Source organism: Archangium lansingense (assembly GCF_026626635.1).
GTDB lineage: Bacteria > Myxococcota > Myxococcia > Myxococcales > Myxococcaceae > Archangium > Archangium lansingense.
The window spans coordinates 436,934-454,762 of record NZ_JAPNKA010000001.1; the positions used below are offsets into that span (position 1 = coordinate 436,934).

Annotated in this window: 15 protein-coding genes; 10 read left to right on the top strand and 5 right to left on the bottom strand. The window is 69.1% G+C overall.

The window, feature by feature from the left end; translation table 11 throughout:
* Positions 1-38: 38 nt before the first annotated feature.
* Positions 39-542, bottom strand: a complete 504-nt coding sequence (locus OV287_RS01630; RefSeq protein ID WP_267532191.1) for a DUF6748 domain-containing protein — start codon at positions 540-542, stop codon at positions 39-41.
* Positions 543-645: 103 nt separating this feature from the next.
* On the bottom strand, positions 646-1,104 hold the full coding sequence (msrB, locus tag OV287_RS01635) for a peptide-methionine (R)-S-oxide reductase MsrB (protein WP_267532192.1): 459 nt from the start codon (positions 1,102-1,104) through the stop codon (positions 646-648).
* A gap of 273 nt (positions 1,105-1,377) precedes the next feature.
* Here msrB and dnaN point away from each other — a divergent pair, with 273 nt between their 5' ends.
* The 9 genes from dnaN to OV287_RS01680 all read left to right on the top strand — a co-directional run bounded on the left by dnaN (position 1,378) and on the right by OV287_RS01680 (position 11,458).
* Positions 1,378-2,484 carry a DNA polymerase III subunit beta gene (dnaN, locus tag OV287_RS01640; RefSeq protein ID WP_267532193.1) on the top strand — a complete coding sequence of 369 codons (1,107 nt, stop codon included), beginning with the start codon at positions 1,378-1,380 and terminating at the stop codon, positions 2,482-2,484.
* Between the two features lie 20 nt (positions 2,485-2,504).
* Positions 2,505-3,689 (top strand): acyltransferase family protein, encoded by a 1,185-nt coding sequence (locus OV287_RS01645; protein WP_267532194.1) that lies wholly within the window; start codon positions 2,505-2,507, stop codon positions 3,687-3,689.
* Positions 3,690-3,794: 105 nt separating this feature from the next.
* A complete protein-coding gene (locus OV287_RS01650) occupies positions 3,795-6,941 on the top strand; it encodes a sensor histidine kinase (protein WP_267532195.1) in 3,147 nt (1,048 codons plus the stop codon).
* A 462-nt stretch (positions 6,942-7,403) separates the two neighbouring features.
* Positions 7,404-7,841 carry a helix-turn-helix domain-containing protein gene (locus tag OV287_RS01655; RefSeq protein WP_267532196.1) on the top strand — a complete coding sequence of 146 codons (438 nt, stop codon included), beginning with the start codon at positions 7,404-7,406 and terminating at the stop codon, positions 7,839-7,841.
* Positions 7,744-8,319 (top strand): transposase, encoded by a 576-nt coding sequence (locus OV287_RS01660; protein WP_267542271.1) that lies wholly within the window; start codon positions 7,744-7,746, stop codon positions 8,317-8,319. The genes OV287_RS01655 and OV287_RS01660 overlap by 98 nt, the downstream gene beginning before the upstream one ends.
* Entirely contained in the window at positions 8,316-8,693 is a 378-nt protein-coding gene (locus tag OV287_RS01665; protein ID WP_267532197.1) for a hypothetical protein, read from the top strand. Before OV287_RS01660 ends, OV287_RS01665 begins: the two co-directional genes overlap by 4 nt.
* A gap of 100 nt (positions 8,694-8,793) precedes the next feature.
* Positions 8,794-9,492, top strand: a complete 699-nt coding sequence (locus OV287_RS01670) for a hypothetical protein (RefSeq protein WP_267532198.1) — start codon at positions 8,794-8,796, stop codon at positions 9,490-9,492.
* A gap of 24 nt (positions 9,493-9,516) precedes the next feature.
* Positions 9,517-10,773, top strand: a complete 1,257-nt coding sequence (gene sitA5 / locus OV287_RS01675; RefSeq protein ID WP_267532199.1) for a SitA5 family polymorphic toxin — start codon at positions 9,517-9,519, stop codon at positions 10,771-10,773.
* The gene (locus OV287_RS01680) at positions 10,763-11,458 is read left to right on the top strand and encodes a hypothetical protein (protein WP_267532200.1); all 696 of its coding nucleotides are present in this window, start codon (positions 10,763-10,765) and stop codon (positions 11,456-11,458) included. Before sitA5 ends, OV287_RS01680 begins: the two co-directional genes overlap by 11 nt.
* Before the next feature lie 210 nt (positions 11,459-11,668).
* Here the strand turns inward: OV287_RS01680 and OV287_RS01685 are convergent, their stop codons facing one another.
* Both OV287_RS01685 and OV287_RS01690 read right to left on the bottom strand, forming a co-directional pair.
* Entirely contained in the window at positions 11,669-15,550 is a 3,882-nt protein-coding gene (locus OV287_RS01685; RefSeq protein ID WP_267532201.1) for an nSTAND1 domain-containing NTPase, read from the bottom strand.
* Entirely contained in the window at positions 15,547-16,002 is a 456-nt protein-coding gene (locus tag OV287_RS01690; protein ID WP_267532202.1) for a response regulator, read from the bottom strand. The genes OV287_RS01685 and OV287_RS01690 overlap by 4 nt, the downstream gene beginning before the upstream one ends.
* Before the next feature lie 212 nt (positions 16,003-16,214).
* Here OV287_RS01690 and OV287_RS01695 point away from each other — a divergent pair, with 212 nt between their 5' ends.
* Positions 16,215-17,102 (top strand): hypothetical protein, encoded by an 888-nt coding sequence (locus OV287_RS01695; protein WP_267532203.1) that lies wholly within the window; start codon positions 16,215-16,217, stop codon positions 17,100-17,102.
* Here OV287_RS01695 and OV287_RS01700 read toward each other — a convergent pair.
* Positions 17,090-17,806 (bottom strand): TetR/AcrR family transcriptional regulator, encoded by a 717-nt coding sequence (locus tag OV287_RS01700; protein ID WP_267532204.1) that lies wholly within the window; start codon positions 17,804-17,806, stop codon positions 17,090-17,092. The two genes, OV287_RS01695 and OV287_RS01700, sit on opposite strands and share 13 nt — an antisense overlap.
* Between the last annotated feature and the right edge of the window lie 23 nt (positions 17,807-17,829).

The following is a 17,829-nucleotide window of genomic DNA, read 5'->3' on the forward strand; positions in this document are numbered from 1 at the left end:
ACTACCCGGGGACGGTGGTCCCCGGGTAGGAGGAGGGACTACTGACCCTCGACGACGCGGCGGACGCGCAGCACGGTGGCGTCGCCGGCGGGGCCCGCCTTGGGAATGGTGTCCAAGGTGGCCTCTACTTTGAGGCCCACGCTTCCGTGGGTGGCCTCCATGACCATGTTCCGCTTCTCGTCGGTGAGGTTGAGCGCGGCCATGTCCACCTCATGCACCATGAGGGGCTCGTCGCCGGGGCGATCGGGCCGGGTGGCGACGAAGTAGGGGCAGGGCGTGGTCATGCAGCGCACGCCGCTGTCGCGGATGAAGTAGACGGCGGGTCCGCGCTCGGCGGAGGGCGCAGCGGCGGTGCCGCCCGAGGGCGTCTCCTCCTTGGGAGCGGGAGTCGGGGCGGGCGTGTTGGTAGCGGGCTTGTCCATAGGGGCAGAGGGGGTGCCGCCGGACTCGGCGGGAGTGGACGAGGGGGTGGTGCCTTTGCTGCAGCCGGCGAGCAGGCCGAGTGCGAGGACGGCGGAGAGCAGGGGCTGGCGCAGGGTCATGGAATGGGCTCCGGAAAGGGAGGGGGCGCAGTCTCGCCGTCTCCCGAGGCAGATGCTACTTCCCGACGCGCGGGGCGCCTGGCTCATTCACCGGAGCGCTTCCTCAGGTGGGTGCGCTGGTACCTTCCTCATAAGGGGGCGCGCTGACGCCCTCCTCGATGGCCTGCTCCTCGGGCTCGAAGGCCAGGGCCACCGAGTTGATGGAGTAGCGCAGCCCGGTGGGGGCAGGCCCGTCTTCATAGGCGTAGCCAAGGTGTGCGCCGCAGCGGTCGCACGAGACCGAGTCCCGTTGCCGCACCATGGTGTGCTCAGGGTGGTGGGCGACGTGGCTCGGGTTGACGGGGGCCCAGAAGCTGGGCCAGCCGGTGCCCGGGTCGAACTTCACCTTCGCGGCGAAGAGTGTCTGGCCACATGCCGCGCAGCAGTAGATTCCCCGGGCGTGGTGGTCCACGAAGGCCCCGGTGAAGGGCGGCTCATTGCCTCCCTCTCTCATGACCCGGTACTGCGCCGGGGTGAGCTCCTGCCGCCACTCGTCGTCGGTCTTATAGACCCTGTCGTGCATGGCGTCCTCCTCCTCCTCGACCCTCCTTAGTTATGGATGCGGGAATGGCGGGAAGCAGCGACCGGTCGACGGGTTGGTAGGACTATGTCCTACTTGTGTGCTAGGAGTTGGGGAGGGGGCGCAAGTGCCCGTTCAGCCGTGTGCTGAACGAGAGAGCATGACCGCAGACGTCAGGTTCGTTGACGACCCGGAGCCCCCGGGCTACATCCGCCACGGGTGGCCGGAAGGCCGCCACTTTTCCCCGTACCCCTGGTTCTTCAAGGACCCCCCGAGATGGAATTCCGCATCGCCGCCGACGAGCTGAAGAAGGCCCTCTACCGCGCCCAGGGCATCGTGGAGCGCAAGACGACGATGCCCATCCTCGCCAACGTGCTGGTGACGGCGCACAAGACGGGGGTGACGGTCACCGCGTTCGACCTGGAGATCGGCATCGTGTCCGAGCACCCGGCCGAGGTGGTGAAGCCGGGCGCGGTGACGCTCAGCGCCAAGTACGTCTTCGACATCGTCCAGAACCTGCCGGACGCCCACGTCACGCTCAAGAAGCTGGCGAACAACTACGTGGAGATCTCCTCCGGCTCGGCGCACTTCAAGATCGTGGGCACGGCGCCGGAGGAGTACCCGAAGCTGCCGCGCGAGGAGAGCGCGCCGCTGGTGCAGGTGACGGGCAACACGCTGCTGGAGATGATCAAGAAGACGCAGTTCGCCATCTCCACGGACGAGACGCGCTACATCCTCAACGGCGTCTACTTCGAGCCGCAGCAGAGCGGCAAGGTGCGGATGGTGGCCACGGACGGCCACCGGCTGTCGCTCATCGAGCGCGAGCTGCCGGGCGACTTCAAGCTCAAGAGCGGCGTCATCATCCCGCGCAAGGGTCTGCTGGAGCTCAAGCGGCTGCTGGACGAGGCGCCGGACGCGGAGTGCCAGCTGGGGTTCGCGGAGAACTCGGCGCTCTTCAAGAAGACGGGCCTGACGATGGTGATGCGGCTCATCGACGGGCAGTTCCCCGAGTACCAGCGCGTCATCCCCAAGGAGGGCGAGAAGGCGGTGTTGGTGCCCAAGACGCGCCTGCTCGAGGGCCTCAAGCGCATTGCGCTGCTGAGCGCGGACAAGAGCTACGCGGTGCGGATTGGCCTGGCGGAGAACCAGCTGCTGATCACCGCGAACAACCCGGACCTGGGCGAGGCCAAGGACGCGCTGGAGATCGCCTACCGGGGCAATGCCATCACCATCGGCTTCAACGCGCGCTACCTCATCGACGTGCTGATGGTGACGGACACGGACGAGGTGGCCTTCGAGCTGGGTGACGAGCACAGCCCGGGCGTGCTGCACGCGCCGGGAGACCGGAGCTTCACCGCGGTGGTGATGCCCATGCGCGTCTGAGCGGGAGCCGTGTTGAAGGCATGACTCACCCCCAGGCCCCCAGCGCCGCGCCACCTCCCTCGGTGCCAGGCTCGCGCAACACGGGCCTGGACCGGGCGCGGGCAGTGGCCACCATCGCGATGGTGATGGGCCACTCGCTGGACGCGGTGCTGTCGGACGCGGCGCGCGACGGCGTGGGCATGGTGGCGTACTGGTCCCTGCGGGCCGTGACGGCGCCGCTGTTCCTCTTCGTGGCGGGCTGGGCCTTCGCGACGACGGTGCAGCGCACGGGCGCCCAGGGCGCGAGCGTGTTGCGCCGGTACCTGCCGCGGGTGGGGTTGCTGCTCGGCTGGGGTTACCTGTTGCGTTGGCCCGGTTGGGGGCTGCCCCTGCTGTTCGCCGGGGACGTGGCGGTGTGGCGGCACTTCCTGTCCTTCGATGCGCTGCACGGGGTGGCGGGCGCGCTGCTGCTGGGCGCGGGCATGCTGTCGGTGGTGAAGGGACGGGCGGCGCGGATGGGGGCGCTGGCGGTGCTGGCCGTGCTCCTGCCGCTGGCGAGCCCGTGGGTGCGCGCGACGGTGGAAGCGGGCGGGTGGCCGCTGGCGCTGGAGCAGGCGCTGGTGAGCAGGACCTCCAACTTCCCGCTCTTCCCCTGGGCGGCCTACTTCTTCGTGGGAGGCCTGGCGGGGCTGTGGCTCACCGAGGTGAATCGGGTGTCGCACTGGCTGTGCCTGATGAGCGTGGGCACGGTCATCCTGGTGCTCATGACGCTGTGGGGCGGAGACCCGAGGGGGAGTGACCCGACGCTGGTGGCGTGGCGAGTGGGGTTGCTGTCGGTGGCCGCGGGGCTGGCGATGCTGCTGCCTTCCAGGCTGGACAGGCTGATGGCCCCGGTGGGGCGAGCCTCCCTCTGGGTGTACGTGGTGCATCTGCCCCTGGCGTACGGCTGGTCCACCTTCGCGGGCCTGGCGAGCAGGGTGGGGCGCTCGCAGGACGTGCTGCCAGCGCTGGGGCTGGCGCTGTCCGTGCTGACGGTGTCGCTGGCCATCGCGCTGCCGGCGAAGAAGCTGTACGGACGCTGGAGAGGGAGAGGGCGCAACAGTGAGTCCGCTCACCAGCATCGTCCCCACCCTGAACCCACCGCGCCACCCACGGCACCATCCACCCCTCTCCCTTCGGGAGAGGGACGGGGTGAGGGTTCCGGGGCTCCCAGGCTGAGCCAGTGAGTCGCTGTCGGGCGGACGTGGCGTTCCAGTCCTCTGTGCTAAACTGAACACCACCCCCCGGGTCAATCCGTGTGACCCCACATTTCGAGAGAGGCCTCGGGAGCCATGTCGTCGTACCGGATCTCCACGCTCCTGACGGTGGGCCTTGCCGCCCTGCTGTGCGGGAGTGAGGTGAGGAGCGCGGAGCCTCCGGGGCGTATCAGCTTCCGCAGCTACGGCACGGACGCCGGCATCGAGAACCAGGACATGTCCTGCGTCCTGCAGGATGCGGAGGGGTTCATCTGGGTCTGCGCCGCGGATGCGGTGTACCGCTTCGATGGTGAGCGCTTCGAGCGCTTCGGGCTGGAGGCGGGGCTGCCGTCCTCCATCGTGAGGGACGTCACGCTCGACGCCCGCGGCCGGCTGCTGCTGGTGACGCACAAGGGCGTGGTGCGCTGGGAGGGAAGCCGCTTCGCCGTCGTGCCGATGAACGGTGTCCCCACGGAGGTGTGGAGTGTCCGCCTGGACTCTGGCGGCCGGATGTTGGCGGGCACCGAGCAGGGCTTGTACGTGGAGTCGGAGCCGGGGCGTTTCGTGCCGGTACCTGGATGGCCGGGCGGCCCGGCGCTGGTGCTCTGGGTGGATGCCTCGGGGGAGCTCCAGGTGGGCTCGGGCTCGCGCGTGGTGAGCCGTGACGAGCGGGGGCGCTGGCTCATCTACGAGGTGACGGAGCAGAGCAACACCATCCTCGACCTGGTGCGGGATGGGCAGGGCCGCCTGTGGGTGGGTGCCGAGGGCGTGCTGGCCGTGCAGCCGCGCGAGGGCGCGCCGTTCGAGGATCGCTCGCACTTCATCAAAGGGATGATGGGGGCGGGGCGCCGCCTGCGCGTGGGCCTGCGCGGGCAGCTGCTGGTGCCCAACTACCGCGGTCTGCTCTCGGTGGAGGGCGAGCGCGCGGAGCTGCTTCGGCTGAGCCTCGCGGGGCGCTCGGCGCGGATGCGGGACGCGCTGCAGGACCGGGACGGAACGCTCTGGGTCGTCGGCCTGGGGGTGCATCGCTCCCTGGGCCGGGGCCTGTGGACGGTGCACGACTCCTCGACCGGGATGCCCTCGAGCATGATTTGGGGCCTGGAGCGCGATGCCGGCGGGACGTTGTGGGTGGGCACGGATGACGGACTGGTGCGTGCCACGCCCGAGGGCTGGGAGTCCGTGCCCGGGCTGCGCGGGTATTCGCTCAAGACCGTGAAGATGGGCCCGGACGGTGCCGTGTGGGCCGCGGGCAACCCGAAGGGGCTGCACCGCTACGAGCCGTGGAGTGGGAAGCTGCGGACGTACGGCGAGGCGGACGGCTACCCGGCGCGCAGCACCTACGATTTGCTGTGGGAGCCGGATGGCACGCTGTGGGCGGCGACGGCTTCTGGCCTGTGGCGGGGCGTGCGCAAGGGCGAGGAGTGGAGCTTCGAGCAGGTGCTGCCGCAGAGCCGGCGGACGTTCTTCGGGGGCGTGGAGCGGGACAAGGACGGACGGCTGTGGGTGGCGGGCGATGGGCTCTTCGTGCGGGACGCAGGGGTGTTCCGGCGGCTGGGGATGGCCGATGGCCTGCGGGACGAGCGCGTGCGCTACCTGGCGGCGCGGCGTGACGGCCGGGTGTGCGTGTCCTACGTGGAGCCGATGGGCATGAGCTGCTTCTCCTACCAGGACGGGCGCCTCACCGAGGTGCTCCGACTGGACCGGAGCACGGGGCTGCTCAACGGCATCGCCTATCAGGTGGGCGAGGACGCGGTGGGCCTGCTGTGGGTGGGGACGGGGGCCGGGGTGCACGTGGTGGGGGAGACCGGGATGCTCGAGCACTTCGGTGCGAGCGGCGGTGCCCCGGGCGATGACTGCAGCGGCAACTCCTTCCTGGCGGACGCGGATGGCACGGTGTGGGTGGGGACGTCGAACGGCCTGGGCCGCTTCGATGGTGCGCGCTACACGGGCCCGGCCCCGTCACCGCGCGTGATGCTGGTGAACACCCGCCTCGGGACTCGCGAGGTCTCCGGCTCGCAGGTGAAGGGGCTGGAGGCGGAGCACGGAGACACGACGCTCTCGGTCCGGTTCGCCGACCTGGGCGTGCTCGACGAAGGGTATGTGGGGCACGAGGTGCGCCTGGTGGGGATGGACGACTGGCACGCCGTGCCCGGACGCTTCGTTCGCTACAGCTCTCTGCCGGCGGGCAGCTACCGCTTCGAGATTCGCGCGCGCAACGAGTGGGGCCCGTGGGGGCCGGTGGCGGGGTTCGACCTGGTGGTGCACCCGCCGTGGTGGGCGTCCTGGTGGGCGCGGGGCCTGGGCGTGCTGCTGCTGGGGGCCGCGGTGGCGGGGGTGGTGCGTTGGAGGGTCATCGCCCTGCGGCAGAGGAACGCCGAGCTGGAGCGACTGGTGGCGGCCCGTACCGCGGAGCTCGATCATGCGCACGAGAAGGTGATGCAGGCCGAGAAGCTCTCCGCCATGGGGCAGCTGCTGGCGCGGCTCTCGCATGAAATCAACAACCCGCTCACCGCCATTCACAACAACCTGCCGCCGGTGCGCGAGTACTTCGACCAGTTGGCCGAGGTGATACGGCGCTGCCGCGAGCGGTTGGAGGCCCACCCCGAGGAAGTGGGCGAGGTGGAGCGGCTGTGGCGTGAGCAGGACGTGGACTTCGTGCTCCAGGACACGCCGGAGGCGCTGGAGACAATGCGGTTCGCGACGGATCGCATCCGCGGCATGCAGGCGGACATGCGGGCCTTCCTGCGCGGCGAGCGCCCGAAGCTGGAGCCGGGAGAGCTCAATCAGGTGGTGCAAGAGACGGTGGAGCTGGTGCGGCGCTCGCTGCCCGCGGGGATGCGGGTGGAGGTCCAGTGCGGCGAGCTGCCCGTGTTCCCCTTCCACCGGGGGCAGTTGGGACAGGTGACGCTGAATCTGCTGCGCAACGCCCTGGATGCGCTGGGAGAGAAGGGTGAGGTGCGGGTGAGCACGGCCGTGCGTGATGGCATGGCCGAACTGGTGGTGGCCGATGACGGCCCGGGCATTCCCGTGGAGCTGAGGGCTCGCATCTTCGAGCCGTTCTTCACCACGAAGGAAGTGGGGAAGGGCTCAGGGTTGGGGCTGGCCATCTGCCGCCAGCTCATCATGGAGAACCACGGCGGGACGCTCGAGCTGGACACGTCCGTGGCGCGCGGCGCCTGCTTCCGGGTGCGGCTGCCGCTGACGCAGGTGAGCGAGGCCGCCGGGCAGCAGTCGGCGGCTTGATGGGGCGCCCCTCGCGGGGTGGACTCACCTCGCTTTCTCTCGAAACGGAAGGTGCACGAATGGGACGACGACCGGGCAAGCGACAACGCGCGAATGCTAGGCGTCGGGACGACTATGCGGCGATGACGAAGCTGCCGGCCGGCATCGAGAATGAGCCGCGAGTGCCCATGGTCGGGTTCGAGGAGTACTACGAGATTACGAGATCGGGGCATGTCTATTCCCGACGGCGGAAGTGCTTTGTCCATTGGAAGCAGACGTTGGCGGGGCATCCGTATATCGAGGTTCAAGTCGGAGGCGTGAAGTCCGGGCATCTCAGCCCCCGAGAGATCGCCGCGACTAAGCGGTCCGCCATAGATGTTGTACACATCTGCGATGCTGCGTGCAGATGTGAGCCCAGAGGATAGGGCGCGGCTCCGAGAGCGGGGCCGCTCGTCCTGGGCCACTCCGTGGGAGCGCGACCGCGTGGAGATGATTCTTCTGTCCGCCTCGGGCTGGTCGCCCCCACGGATTGCGGAGTACCTGGGAGTGCATGCGGCTACTGTGCGCCGTGTGCTCAAGGCCTGGAGCCACGAGGGCCTGGATGCGTTGGAGCGCAAGCTACCGGGGCCAGTGCCGGATGTTGAGCGACACGCCATGGTAGTGGGCATGCTCGAGAAGTTCCTCTCGGAGCCACGTACCTGGACATCATCCCAGTTGGCTGAGGCATTGGCTGGGGTGGGCATTCAAATGAGTGCCCGGCAGACGGAGCGCTACCTGGCGGAACTGGGCGCTGGCTGGCGCCGCACCAAGTCGAGCCTGGAGCATCTACAGCAGCCCGAGGCGGTGGAGCGGGCGCGCCGCAAGCTCACCACGCTCAAAAAAAGCCCGCGCCCGGAGGCTAGACCTCTTCTTCCTCGATGAGTGCGGCTTCGCACCCACGCAGCCGACGGGCTACAGCTGGACGCTCCGAGGCAGTCGCAAGCTCATTGCCTATGAGGCCACCAAGGGCAGGCGCGCCAACGCCCTGGCCGCCTACGGCATTCGCGACGGCCAGCGAGCCCTACGTTTCACCGTGAAGGGCCGCTCCCTCACCAGTGCGGATGTCTTCGACTTCCTACTGTTGCTACCCACGGGGAAGCGGCCATGCACCGTTGTCCTGGACAACGTCAACATCCACACCAGCCGCTTCATCCGCCAACGCCGTAGGCAACTGCGCAAGCGCGGCGTGCGCCTCTTCTTTCTCCCGGTGTACTCGCCGGAACTCAACGAGGTGGAGCCCGTCTTCGGCGTGGTGAAGTCCTACGAAATGCCCCGTCGGAGCTACCCCACGCTCGCTGAACTGCTCGCCGCTGTCCGCAGCGGCTTCATGAGCTACCGAAACCGCCTGCGGAAAAAGTGAACAACATCTATGGCGGACCGCTTAGTTGGGCGGCCTTCCCGCAGAAGAATCCGAAGCCCACACTGCAAAAGGTTCGAGTGCCTGCCGTAGAGCTCCTCATCTATGCGTCCAATGCTGTCGAAGCCCAAGAGGCGGTGCTCTCCGGGATCAAGTTGCAGATCGAGGAGGGGTTCACGCCGCTGAATGTGTCTGCAGTCACGAGCGAGGCAGACATTCCCGAAGGTTGGAGCGAGACCGCTATCCCTTTCAGCCCCGAAAAAGGTCCTGCTGCCAACACCTGCCAGCGGTCCGTCGGCGAACTGCTCCGAGGTGAGAAGTGTCGCCTCGGGGTGATGCTGGGTGCATGCGAGTGCTGCAAGGAATCCGCAGGCTGAGTATGCGATGGGCAGGGCATGGGGCCCGCGACACCCGAGAAGTTCGAGGCTTTCTTGCGGCAGATCTACAACCGGCCCGAGATGCGAGCGAGGTTCCCGGATGGCCTCTGAACTTCCCTCCCAGCCTCCCCGGTTCTTCGTCATGGAGAAACTGCGTGGAGGCCATCACGACACCGAGTTCGGCACGGATGAGCTCAACACCGGCCCAGCGATGCTCTGTCCTCGATGTGGCGATATCGTCGGGCTGCTGACCTGGCTGCCCCCCTACCGGGGCGAACTGGAACTCTACGGCAAGGACTATGGGGACCTCATGGAGGCGCCTTGTGGCGGCTTGCTGATCACCGAGCGATTCGCGGAGGCCGTCAAGGCGGAGGGGCTGACGGGGCTGAGCGGCTTCCAGCCCGTGGAGGTAACCCGTGTGCTCCGCAAGCGCCGTGGCCTCAAGCCCGGTCCACCTCCTCGTTATCTCTTCGCCATGCCGGTCTACGGCAACCCGGCGCTGGACATGGAGCGCAGCCGCATCCTGAGCAAGAAGCCCATGGAGTGCACGTGGTGCCGGTACGTGGGCCCCGACGCCATCGACGGGCTGGTGCTGGAGGAAGGTACCTGGAATGGAGAGGACGTGTTCCGGCCGCGTGGCATGTGGGGAGTCATCATCGTCTCCGAGCGCTTCATGCGTTTCGCCGAGAGGCAGGCCATGAGCCACATGACCCTGGTGCCGATGGAGAAATACGTCTGGGACCCGCTGGGCCTCTACTACCCCCGGCTGGTACAGTTGGACCCGTCGAACAAGGGATAGCAGAGGGAAGCGGATGGGTCTCTCATGACATCTCGTCTGACCGTCATGGTCTCGCTGTGGGCGCTGCTGTGCGCGTGCGCGTGCGCTACTGCTCCTGCGGTCCGGCTGGCCACGGGAGAGGGTGCGCCACGGGAGTTGCGGCCGTCCACCTCGAGCAAGTCCGTGAATGTGGACGCGGACGCGTTCGAGGAAGCGCTGACCCGCCTGGTGCTGGATGCTCCCCTTGCCCTCCGCGCGCCTCGACAGGGCTGGTTGGTGCGCGCCTCGTACTCCAGCGACGACACGGACACCCGATGGCGAAGCCTCATGAGCAGGAGCTTCGGTGGCCTCTGCGAGGCGGGCCAGTACAGGGTGGACTGTCTGTCGCTGCGCGAGGACGTGGCGGGCCTGAGCGAGTGGGACAAGCTGGGGGTGGCGCTGGGCCTGTCGTTCCAGCCCATGCGGGAGAGCATCGCGAGGGCGGTGGAGGAGACGCTGGCTCCCCAACTCTTCTACACCGTCATCGCGACGGGCCTCGTCACCTGGGCGGTGCTAGCGGCCAATCCCGAGCCCGTCTTCACCAAGGCGGCGGCCATCGTTTCGGTGCTGATGTTGGTCTACCTGGGAGGGGAAACCTTTCTGGAGATGGTGGATGCGGCCCGGGAACTGAAGCGGGCCACTGACGGAGCCACCACCCCCGAGGAACTGGAGCAGGCCGGCCAGCGCTTCGCTGACCGGGTGGGGCCGCAGGTGGCGCGCATTGCCGTGCTCGCGGTCACGATGGTGGTGAGCCAGGGCATGACGGGAGGCGCGGCGTGGCTGGCCTCGAGGCTATCGAGGCTGCCTGGTTTCCCGGAGGCAGTGGCGGTGGGGGCCTCGGAGCTGGGTATCAACCTGGCGAACGTGGGACAGGTGAGAGCCGTGGCGGTGGTCGGCGGCACCCTCGTCATCTCCCTTCCTTCCACGGCGGTGGCCATGGTGGGTCAAGGATCGGAAGAAGGCCCGGTAGCGTCCGGACCGAGCGGACAGCTACATCACGCCATCTCCAAGCGGATCGCCAGAAGGCTTGAGCTGCATGGCACACTCAAGGGCCGTTATACCGAGAGGGACCCCCGCTTCGTCACGCGGGCCGCCGACAAGGCCTCCCATAACGGCTACCAGAAGTGGCACCGCGATGTAGATGACGAAGTCATCGACTGGCTTGATAGATATAGCAAGGCAACACCCGAGGAGTTCGAGGCCATGTTGAGGCAGATCTACAACCGGCCCGACATGCGCGCGAGGTTCCCGGATGGCCTCTGATGTTCCCTCTCCCCTTCCGCGGTTCTTCGTCGTGGAGAAACTGCGTGGAGGACAGCACGACATCGAGTTCGATGCGGACGTCCTCCACACCGGCCCTGCGAGGCGCTGTCCTCAATGTGGGGACATCGTTGGAGCGCTGACCTGGCTGCCTCCCTACAAGGGCGAGCTGGAGCTCCATGGCAAGGATTACGGAGACCTCATGAAGGGGCCTATCGACCTGCTGATCACCGAGCGATTCGCGGAAGGATTCAAGGCGGAGGGGCTGACGGGGCTGAGCGGCTTCCAGCCCGTGGAGATAACCCGTGTGCGCCGCAAGGGCCGTGGCCCCAAGCCCGGTCCACCGCCCCGGTATCTCTATGTCACCCCGGCCTACGGCAACCCGGTGCTGGACATGGAGCGCAGCCGCATCCTGAGCAAGAAGCCCATGGAGTGCACGTGGTGCCGCTACGTGGGCCCCGACGCCATCGACGGGCTCGTGCTGGAGGAAGGAACCTGGAAGGGAGAGGACGTGTTCCGGCCGCGTGGCATGTGGGGAGTCATCATCGTCTCCGAGCGCTTCATGCGTTTCGCCGAGAGGCAGGCCATGAGCCACATGACCCTGGTGCCGATGGAGAAATACGTCTGGGACCCGCTGGGCCTCTACTACCCCCGGCCGGTGCAGTTGGACCCGCCGAGTAAGGGGTAGCAGGGGGAAGTGCTCAGCGTTGGGGGGCGCCTGCGGACGAGGCCTGTTGCACGGTCTCCAGTAACTGCCCCATGCCTATTGCCTCCAGGTACGAGCGCACATGGAGCATGCAGTCGCTGATGATGCCGGGGGGCAGGATGGCGGCGGGGTGCTTCAGCGAGTGGGTGTTGAGCGCCAGGCGCTGGCGATGTCCGCTGCCGTGCCGTCGTCTCAGGGCGCGGCGGGGGCGTCCGCGCACAGCCGCAGGCCGACGCTGAGGTCGCGGAAGTTCGGTTCGGGCGTCTCGCGGTTGGGGGAGCGCGCGGTACTGGCGCCGAAGTAGTAGCTGCCGCCGCGAGCCACCGGGAGGCCGGGCTGGAGGATGGAATCGGCCCACTCGAAGACGTTGCCCACCATGTCGTCCAGACCGAAGGGGCTGCGCGAGTCGGGGTGGCTGCCCACCGCGTCCGGGCCGAAGCTGGCGCCCACCTTGCCGTAGGTCTCGTCGTAGTTGGCCTGGTGGGGCAGCAGCGCGTCGCCGTGGGGGTACTCGCGCTCGTCCGCGCCCCGGGCGGCGCGCTCCCACTCCAGCTCGTTGCACAGCCTCGCGCCGGGGACTCGCTCAGTGTGGGCCAGCCACGCCGCGTAGGCCTTGGCGTCCGCGTAGTCGATGGCGCCCACCGGCAGGCGTCGCCAGTCCTGCTCCACCAGGTGTGGCCGCGTGGTGTAGCGCAGGGGCTCGCCCTCGGGCGCTGCGTACGTCACCCCGTTGGGGTGGATGCTCAGGTGCCAGCGCCCATCCGCCATCCGCTTCAGCTCCACCTCGGCGTTCAGCGAGGCCACCTTGGCCCCATGCGGCGTGCGGCGGGCCCGCTCCTCGGGTGACAGCGTCTCCAGCCAGCGCAGGTACTCACCGTATGTCACCTCGGTGCGCGAGATGAGGTAGGGCCCCGTCTCCACCTCGTGCAGCGGCGCGGTGTCGAAGAACTGGCGGATGTTCTCATCGGCGGCGGTGCCAAAGAGGAAGGTGCCGCGCGGCACGTAGACGAAGCCCTCGGGGACACGGGAGTCCTCGGGCAGGGCGATGTCCAGGGTGCGCTCGGGACCGGGCTCGGCTCGCAGCACATGGCGCACGGGGGCATGCCCGGGGGCGCTCAGCTCCAGCACCCACGTGCCACGCTCCAGGGACAACCCCTCCAGCGGGGTGGTGCCCGCATGGCGTGCCGCGGTGAGCACCCGCCGCCCATCGCTCGCGGGCTCGTAGCGCGCCAGGGACACCGTGGCTCCGGCGGGCTGGGTCCGCAGCTTCACGCGCAGGGGCGCCTCGAAGCGTGCCATGCGCTCGCCCGTGGTGTCATAGAGACGCAGGCGCTGCAGCAGCTCGTCGCGCTCGGCGGGGCGGAAGGTCCGCTCGGCGAGCCCGGCGCGCTCCGACACGACGTCGGCGAAGGCCCCGCGCATCGCCTCGTGGCCCGGGTCGAGCACCAGCGCCTTCTCCATCGCCTCGCTGGCCTGCGCGTAGGCCTGCTGTGTTCTGGCCTGTATCCGCAACGCCTCCGCCCAGCGGGGACGGGCCTCGTCCAGCTTGCCCGCGTCGAAGAGGGCAAAGGACTCCGCGCGAGCTGCCTCCAGGGCGCGGTTGCGCTCCCGGGCGTGCTCCAGCCGAGTCTGTGCCTCGGCGAGCTGCGCGCTCACCTGCTGCCTCAGCGTGTACCAGGAGTGCAGACGCAGGCCGGCGTACACCAGGGCCAGCGAGACGACGAAGCCCGCGGCGAGCACGCGCGTGAGCAGCCTGCCCCGGCGCACACCCCCGCGCGAGGCCTCGAGGAATGTGGCCTCACGCTGCGTGAGACTCTCTGGAGCGAGGCCGCGGACTTCGGCGAGGTGGCGGGCCCCCCACAATGCCTCGCGCGGGCGTCCCAACCGCTCCCACTCGGCGGAGGCCTGCTCCAGCCGGGCGTGGAGCTGACGAGCCTCGTTGGCCTCGGCGAGCCACTGGGCGAGCGTGGCCCAGCCGGAGAGCAGCGCCTCGTGGGCGATGTCGAAGGTGGTGCCCTCTTCGGAGCGGCGGGCCACCACGAGGCGTGCGCGGATGAGGGCCTCCAGCGCGGTGCGCGAGGCCGGGTCCTGGCCCAGCAGCTCGGCTTCGGAGCGGCGGGCGCGCGTGCCGTCCACGGTGACGAGCCGCATGAGCAGCCGCCGCGCCGCCCGCTGCTGGTCCGGCAGCAACTGGGCGATGACGCCGTCCGCGTACCGGGCGAGCGCGCCATTGACGCCGCCGAGAGCCTCCAGCGCCGCGGCGGGGATGATGCTCCGCGCCTTGTCTCTCGCCTCCCACAGCTCGGCGAGGGTGAACTGGAGCAGGGGTAGGCTGCCCTCGGCGCGCAGGGTGGAGTCCACCAGCGTGTCGATGAGGGCCTCGGACTCGAAGCGCGCACCCTTGGCGCGGGCTGGGCCCGTCACCACCTCACGCACCTCGGCGCGGCCCAGGGGGCGCAGCAGGTACAGGGCGCGAGAGAGCGCCTCCCCCAGGCCGGGCAGCGCACCGAGCCGGGTGAGGAAGTCGCTGCGGGAAGTAGCCAGCAGGCGCACGCCCGTCACTCCCGAGGCGAGCTGTCCCAGGAGCTCCGCCATGAGCGCGGCCTCGGCCGGCTCGCTCAGGGTGACGAGCTCCTCGAGTTGGTCGACATGGAGCACCACGCCGCGGCGGGCGCCCTCACCGAGGGCGGAGCGCAGGGCGCGCACCAGGGTGGTGGGCTCGGCGCGGGCGAGCTGCTCGAGACGGGCCTCCTCCAGTGCGACATGAGGGGCGAGCGCGGCGGCGAGCGAGGCCACGGGCCGGCGGCCAGGCACCATGCGCGCCACACCCCAGGACAGGCCGTCCTCCAGCGCGCCCTCGCGCACGCGGGGCAGCACGCCGGCGAGACACAGGGAGGACTTGCCCACGCCGGAGTCGCCGGTGACGAGCACGAAGGCAGTGGAGCGCAGCCGCTCCAGCACGGCGCGCACCTCCTGCCGGCGGCCGAAGAAGAGGGCGCGGTGCTCCTCCTGGAAGGCATTCAGGCCGCGGTAGGGGTTGCCCTCGGGGATGGGTGGGGCGGTGTCCCCGGCGCGCAGGTCCTCCAGCGCCTCGAGCAGCGCGTCAGCGGAGGCGAAGCGCTCGGTGGGCTCGCGGCGCAGGCAGCGGTCCACCGCCGCGGCGAAGCGTTGCTCCACCCCAGGGGCTGCTGCGAGCAGCGGACGCGCGTCCTGCTCCTGGATGATGTGGGGCAGCTCCCGGAGGGGGACGTGGCGGAAGGGACCCTGGCCGGAGGTGAGCTCGTAGAGGAGTACCCCCAGGGAGAACAAATCCGAGCGGACCGAGGCCGGCTCTCCCCGCCAGGTCTCGGGGGACATGAAGTAGGGGGTGCCCACGAGGCTGTTGTGGGTGAGGGATGCCAGCTCGAGGTCCGCGGAGGATGTGCCCGCGTCCGGGGGCGCCTCGTGCACGGGGGCCGGCGAGGTGTCCGGCGAGGTGTCAGACGATTCGCCGGGGGGCGCCGGCGGGGTGTCAGACGATTCGCCCGGCGGGGTGTCAGACGATTCGCCAGGGGGCTCCGGGGGCGCATCGAGGAGCTTGGCCAGCCCGAAGTCGAGCAGCTTCACCTGGCCGGACTCGTCGAGGATGGCGTTGGCGGGCTTGATGTCGCGGTGGAGGACGTTGCGGCGGTGAGCGGCGGCGAGCCCGCGCGTCAGGCCGATGGCGATGTCCAGGACGCGCTGCCAGGGCTGGGGCCTGGGGAGCCGGTCCAGGCTGGTGCCGCGGATGTACTCGGAGACGAGGTAGGGCAGGTCCTCGAACTGGCCGGCGCGGTAGAGGGTGGCGACGTTGGGATGCTGGAGGCGGGCGGCGGCGCGCGCTTCGATGAGGAAGCGGGAGAGGGCTTCGTCATCGAGCGCGGGGATGAACTTCACCGCCACGGTGCGCTCGAGCAGGGTGTCGTGAGCGAGGTAGACACGCCCGGTGCGCCCGCGCCCCAGGGGTCGCAGGATGCGGTACTCGTCGAACTCTCCCGGGGGTTGCCAGTCGGGGCTGGAGGCCGGGCCTTGCGGTGAAGGAGGCGGAGGGCTCACCGGGGGCGGGGCTTGCTGCCTGTCTTCTGGAGGAGGGTGCGAATCTTGTCGGCCACCATGTCAGGGAGGGCGGGCTTGGAGACGAACTCGTCACAGCCGGCCTCCTTGGCGCTCTCCGAATGAGCGGGGAGGACATGGCCGGTGAGCGCCATCACGGGGATGTGGCGGGTGCGCGCGTCCTGCTTGAGCTGCCGCGTGGCTTCCCAGCCGCTGAGCACGGGCAGGGACAGGTCCATCAGGATGACATCCGGATGGGACTGGTGGGCGAGCTGGAGCGCTTCCTGCCCATCTCGGGCGGTCTGGACCTGGTAGCCGAGGAACTCGAGGTACTCGGCGTACATCTCCCGGGCGTCGTCGTAGTCGTCCACGACGAGCACTTTGCAATCACTCGGTTGGGGCTCCGAGGGCGCTTCGGGAGCATCGGACGGGGGCAGCTTTCGAGCGGAGTCCATTGTACCTGGGGGGTTGCCGCATTCTGGATCCAATGCCGGGGAGGGGCAATCCCTGGGGGGGAGCGTAAAAAACCGTCTGTGCCACACACCTCGAGTGTTGGATGGCAGGCGTTGACGTCCTGGGGCCTGGACGAGGCACTTGCCAAGCGGGAGATTGTTGCTTACCGAATGGTAAGTGCCAATCCAGGCGGCAACCCCCACCGAGGTTCGTCATGGCCGACGCATTGGTTTCCACGTCGCTGCGCCCCAGCTTCTACGCCCCCATTCCCGAGTCCGCACGGGAGGATCTCCTGCTGGCGTACCGGCAGTTCCTCGAGCGTCGCAATGGCGACATGAACTTCGACGAGCGGGGCTTCTCGCTCCGAGAGAAGTGGCTGGGAGAGGCGGCGAGCTGGGACAGCCAGTACAAGGGGAAGGTAGACGGCGAGGCCTTCAACCGGGCCTACGGGAGCTTCGATGAGGTGAAGAACCTGTCCATCCAGGAGGTGGCGCTGCTGACGTTCGTGAAGGCGAACGCGGGCGAGGCGTACGGGGTGGAGGTGGTCAACCGCGTGCGGCAGAAGCGCGTGGACGGCACGAAGCTCTTCCACCAGGTGGAGAAGCTGCTGGGCTTCGAGGAGACGTACCACACGCGCATCCTCATTGGCGCCACGCAGCACTTCGGGGTGAAGGTGGAGGGGGCGTGGCGGCCGAACCTGCAGCTGCGGCTGCTCATCGGCTCGCTGGCGTACGCGCCGGGGCTCTTCTTCCATCCCATCCTGCTGGCCTCGGAGATCTCCGGCGTCTTCATGTTCCAGTGGATGCTCAAGCGGGTGGGGGAGCTCTTCCGGGACCAGCCCGCGGTGCGCGAGTCCATGGAGCAGCGGCTGATTGAGATTCTGGTGGACGAGGTGGGCCACGTGGCGTTCAACCGCATGGCTGTAGGGCCGCTGGGCCTGTCGCTGGTGCGCAACATGGCTGCCGGCGTGCTGCGAGGCGTGTCCGGCACCACGCCGGAGTACAAGGCGCTCGGGTTGAACGAGCACGAGATGGGCAAGCTGAACAGCTTCGACCTGGAGCAGCTGCCCGAGGAGGTGCTGCGCCGGGCCTACTTCGTCTGACGGCGGGAGGAGGCGGGACGCCCCGGGCCCTCGGGCTCGGGGCTGGAGTGGGTGAAGAGGTAGCGCTCGATGATGCGTACCACTTCACCCAGCCGGCGCTCGCGCCACTCCGCGTCGGTCACCCCCGGCCAGCTCCCCAGGGGCAGCAGGGCGAAGGTGGTGAGCAGCAGCGTGCCGACATGCGCCACCGCGGCCTCGGGGTCCAGCTCCTTGCGGATGTGCCCCTCCTGCTGGCCCTGGCGCAGCGTGTCGGCGATGAGGCGCAGCCACGGCTCCACGCCGCGGCTCAGGTGAGCGACCTGCTCGTGGTCTCCATCCAGCAGCTCGCGCAGGATGACGCGGGCGGCGTGGGGGTCCGTGTCGAAGAACTGGCGAATCTGCGCCATGGCGCGCTCCAGCCGCTCCTCGCCCTTGCCGGTGAAGGCGCCGAGCAGCAGGAGGAGGTGGCGGTTGGAGTGCTCGATGAGCGAGGCGACGACGGCCTCGTGGAGCGCCTCGCGCGAGGGGTAGTGGTAGAGGAGGGCCTGCTTGCTGAGGCCCGCGGCCTGGGCCACGTCGTTGACGGAGATGGCGCCGAAGCCGCGTTGGGCGATGAGGCGGGTGGCCTCCTGGCGGATGCGCTCGCGCGGCTCAGCGGAGGCAGCCTTCTTACCGACGCGAGGCCCGCGCGTCTTCACGTCACCGTTGGTGTCTTTGCGCCGCATGGATGGAACATCGCGGCGGGTGC

Bases quoted from the DNA above. Each gene is read 5' to 3' on its own strand.
- OV287_RS01700 (WP_267532204.1), bottom strand. From the start codon at position 17,806: ATGCGGCGCAAAGACACCAACGGTGACGTGAAGACGCGCGGGCCTCGC.
- OV287_RS01670 (WP_267532198.1), top strand. From the start codon at position 8,794: ATGGCCTCTGAACTTCCCTCCCAGCCTCCCCGGTTCTTCGTCATGGAG.
- dnaN (WP_267532193.1), top strand. From the start codon at position 1,378: ATGGAATTCCGCATCGCCGCCGACGAGCTGAAGAAGGCCCTCTACCGC.
- OV287_RS01680 (WP_267532200.1), top strand. From the start codon at position 10,763: ATGGCCTCTGATGTTCCCTCTCCCCTTCCGCGGTTCTTCGTCGTGGAG.
- OV287_RS01695 (WP_267532203.1), top strand. From the start codon at position 16,215: ATGGCCGACGCATTGGTTTCCACGTCGCTGCGCCCCAGCTTCTACGCC.
- OV287_RS01650 (WP_267532195.1), top strand. From the start codon at position 3,795: ATGTCGTCGTACCGGATCTCCACGCTCCTGACGGTGGGCCTTGCCGCC.
- OV287_RS01690 (WP_267532202.1), bottom strand. From the start codon at position 16,002: ATGGACTCCGCTCGAAAGCTGCCCCCGTCCGATGCTCCCGAAGCGCCC.
- OV287_RS01645 (WP_267532194.1), top strand. From the start codon at position 2,505: ATGACTCACCCCCAGGCCCCCAGCGCCGCGCCACCTCCCTCGGTGCCA.
- OV287_RS01630 (WP_267532191.1), bottom strand. From the start codon at position 542: ATGACCCTGCGCCAGCCCCTGCTCTCCGCCGTCCTCGCACTCGGCCTG.
- sitA5 (WP_267532199.1), top strand. From the start codon at position 9,517: ATGACATCTCGTCTGACCGTCATGGTCTCGCTGTGGGCGCTGCTGTGC.
- msrB (WP_267532192.1), bottom strand. From the start codon at position 1,104: ATGCACGACAGGGTCTATAAGACCGACGACGAGTGGCGGCAGGAGCTC.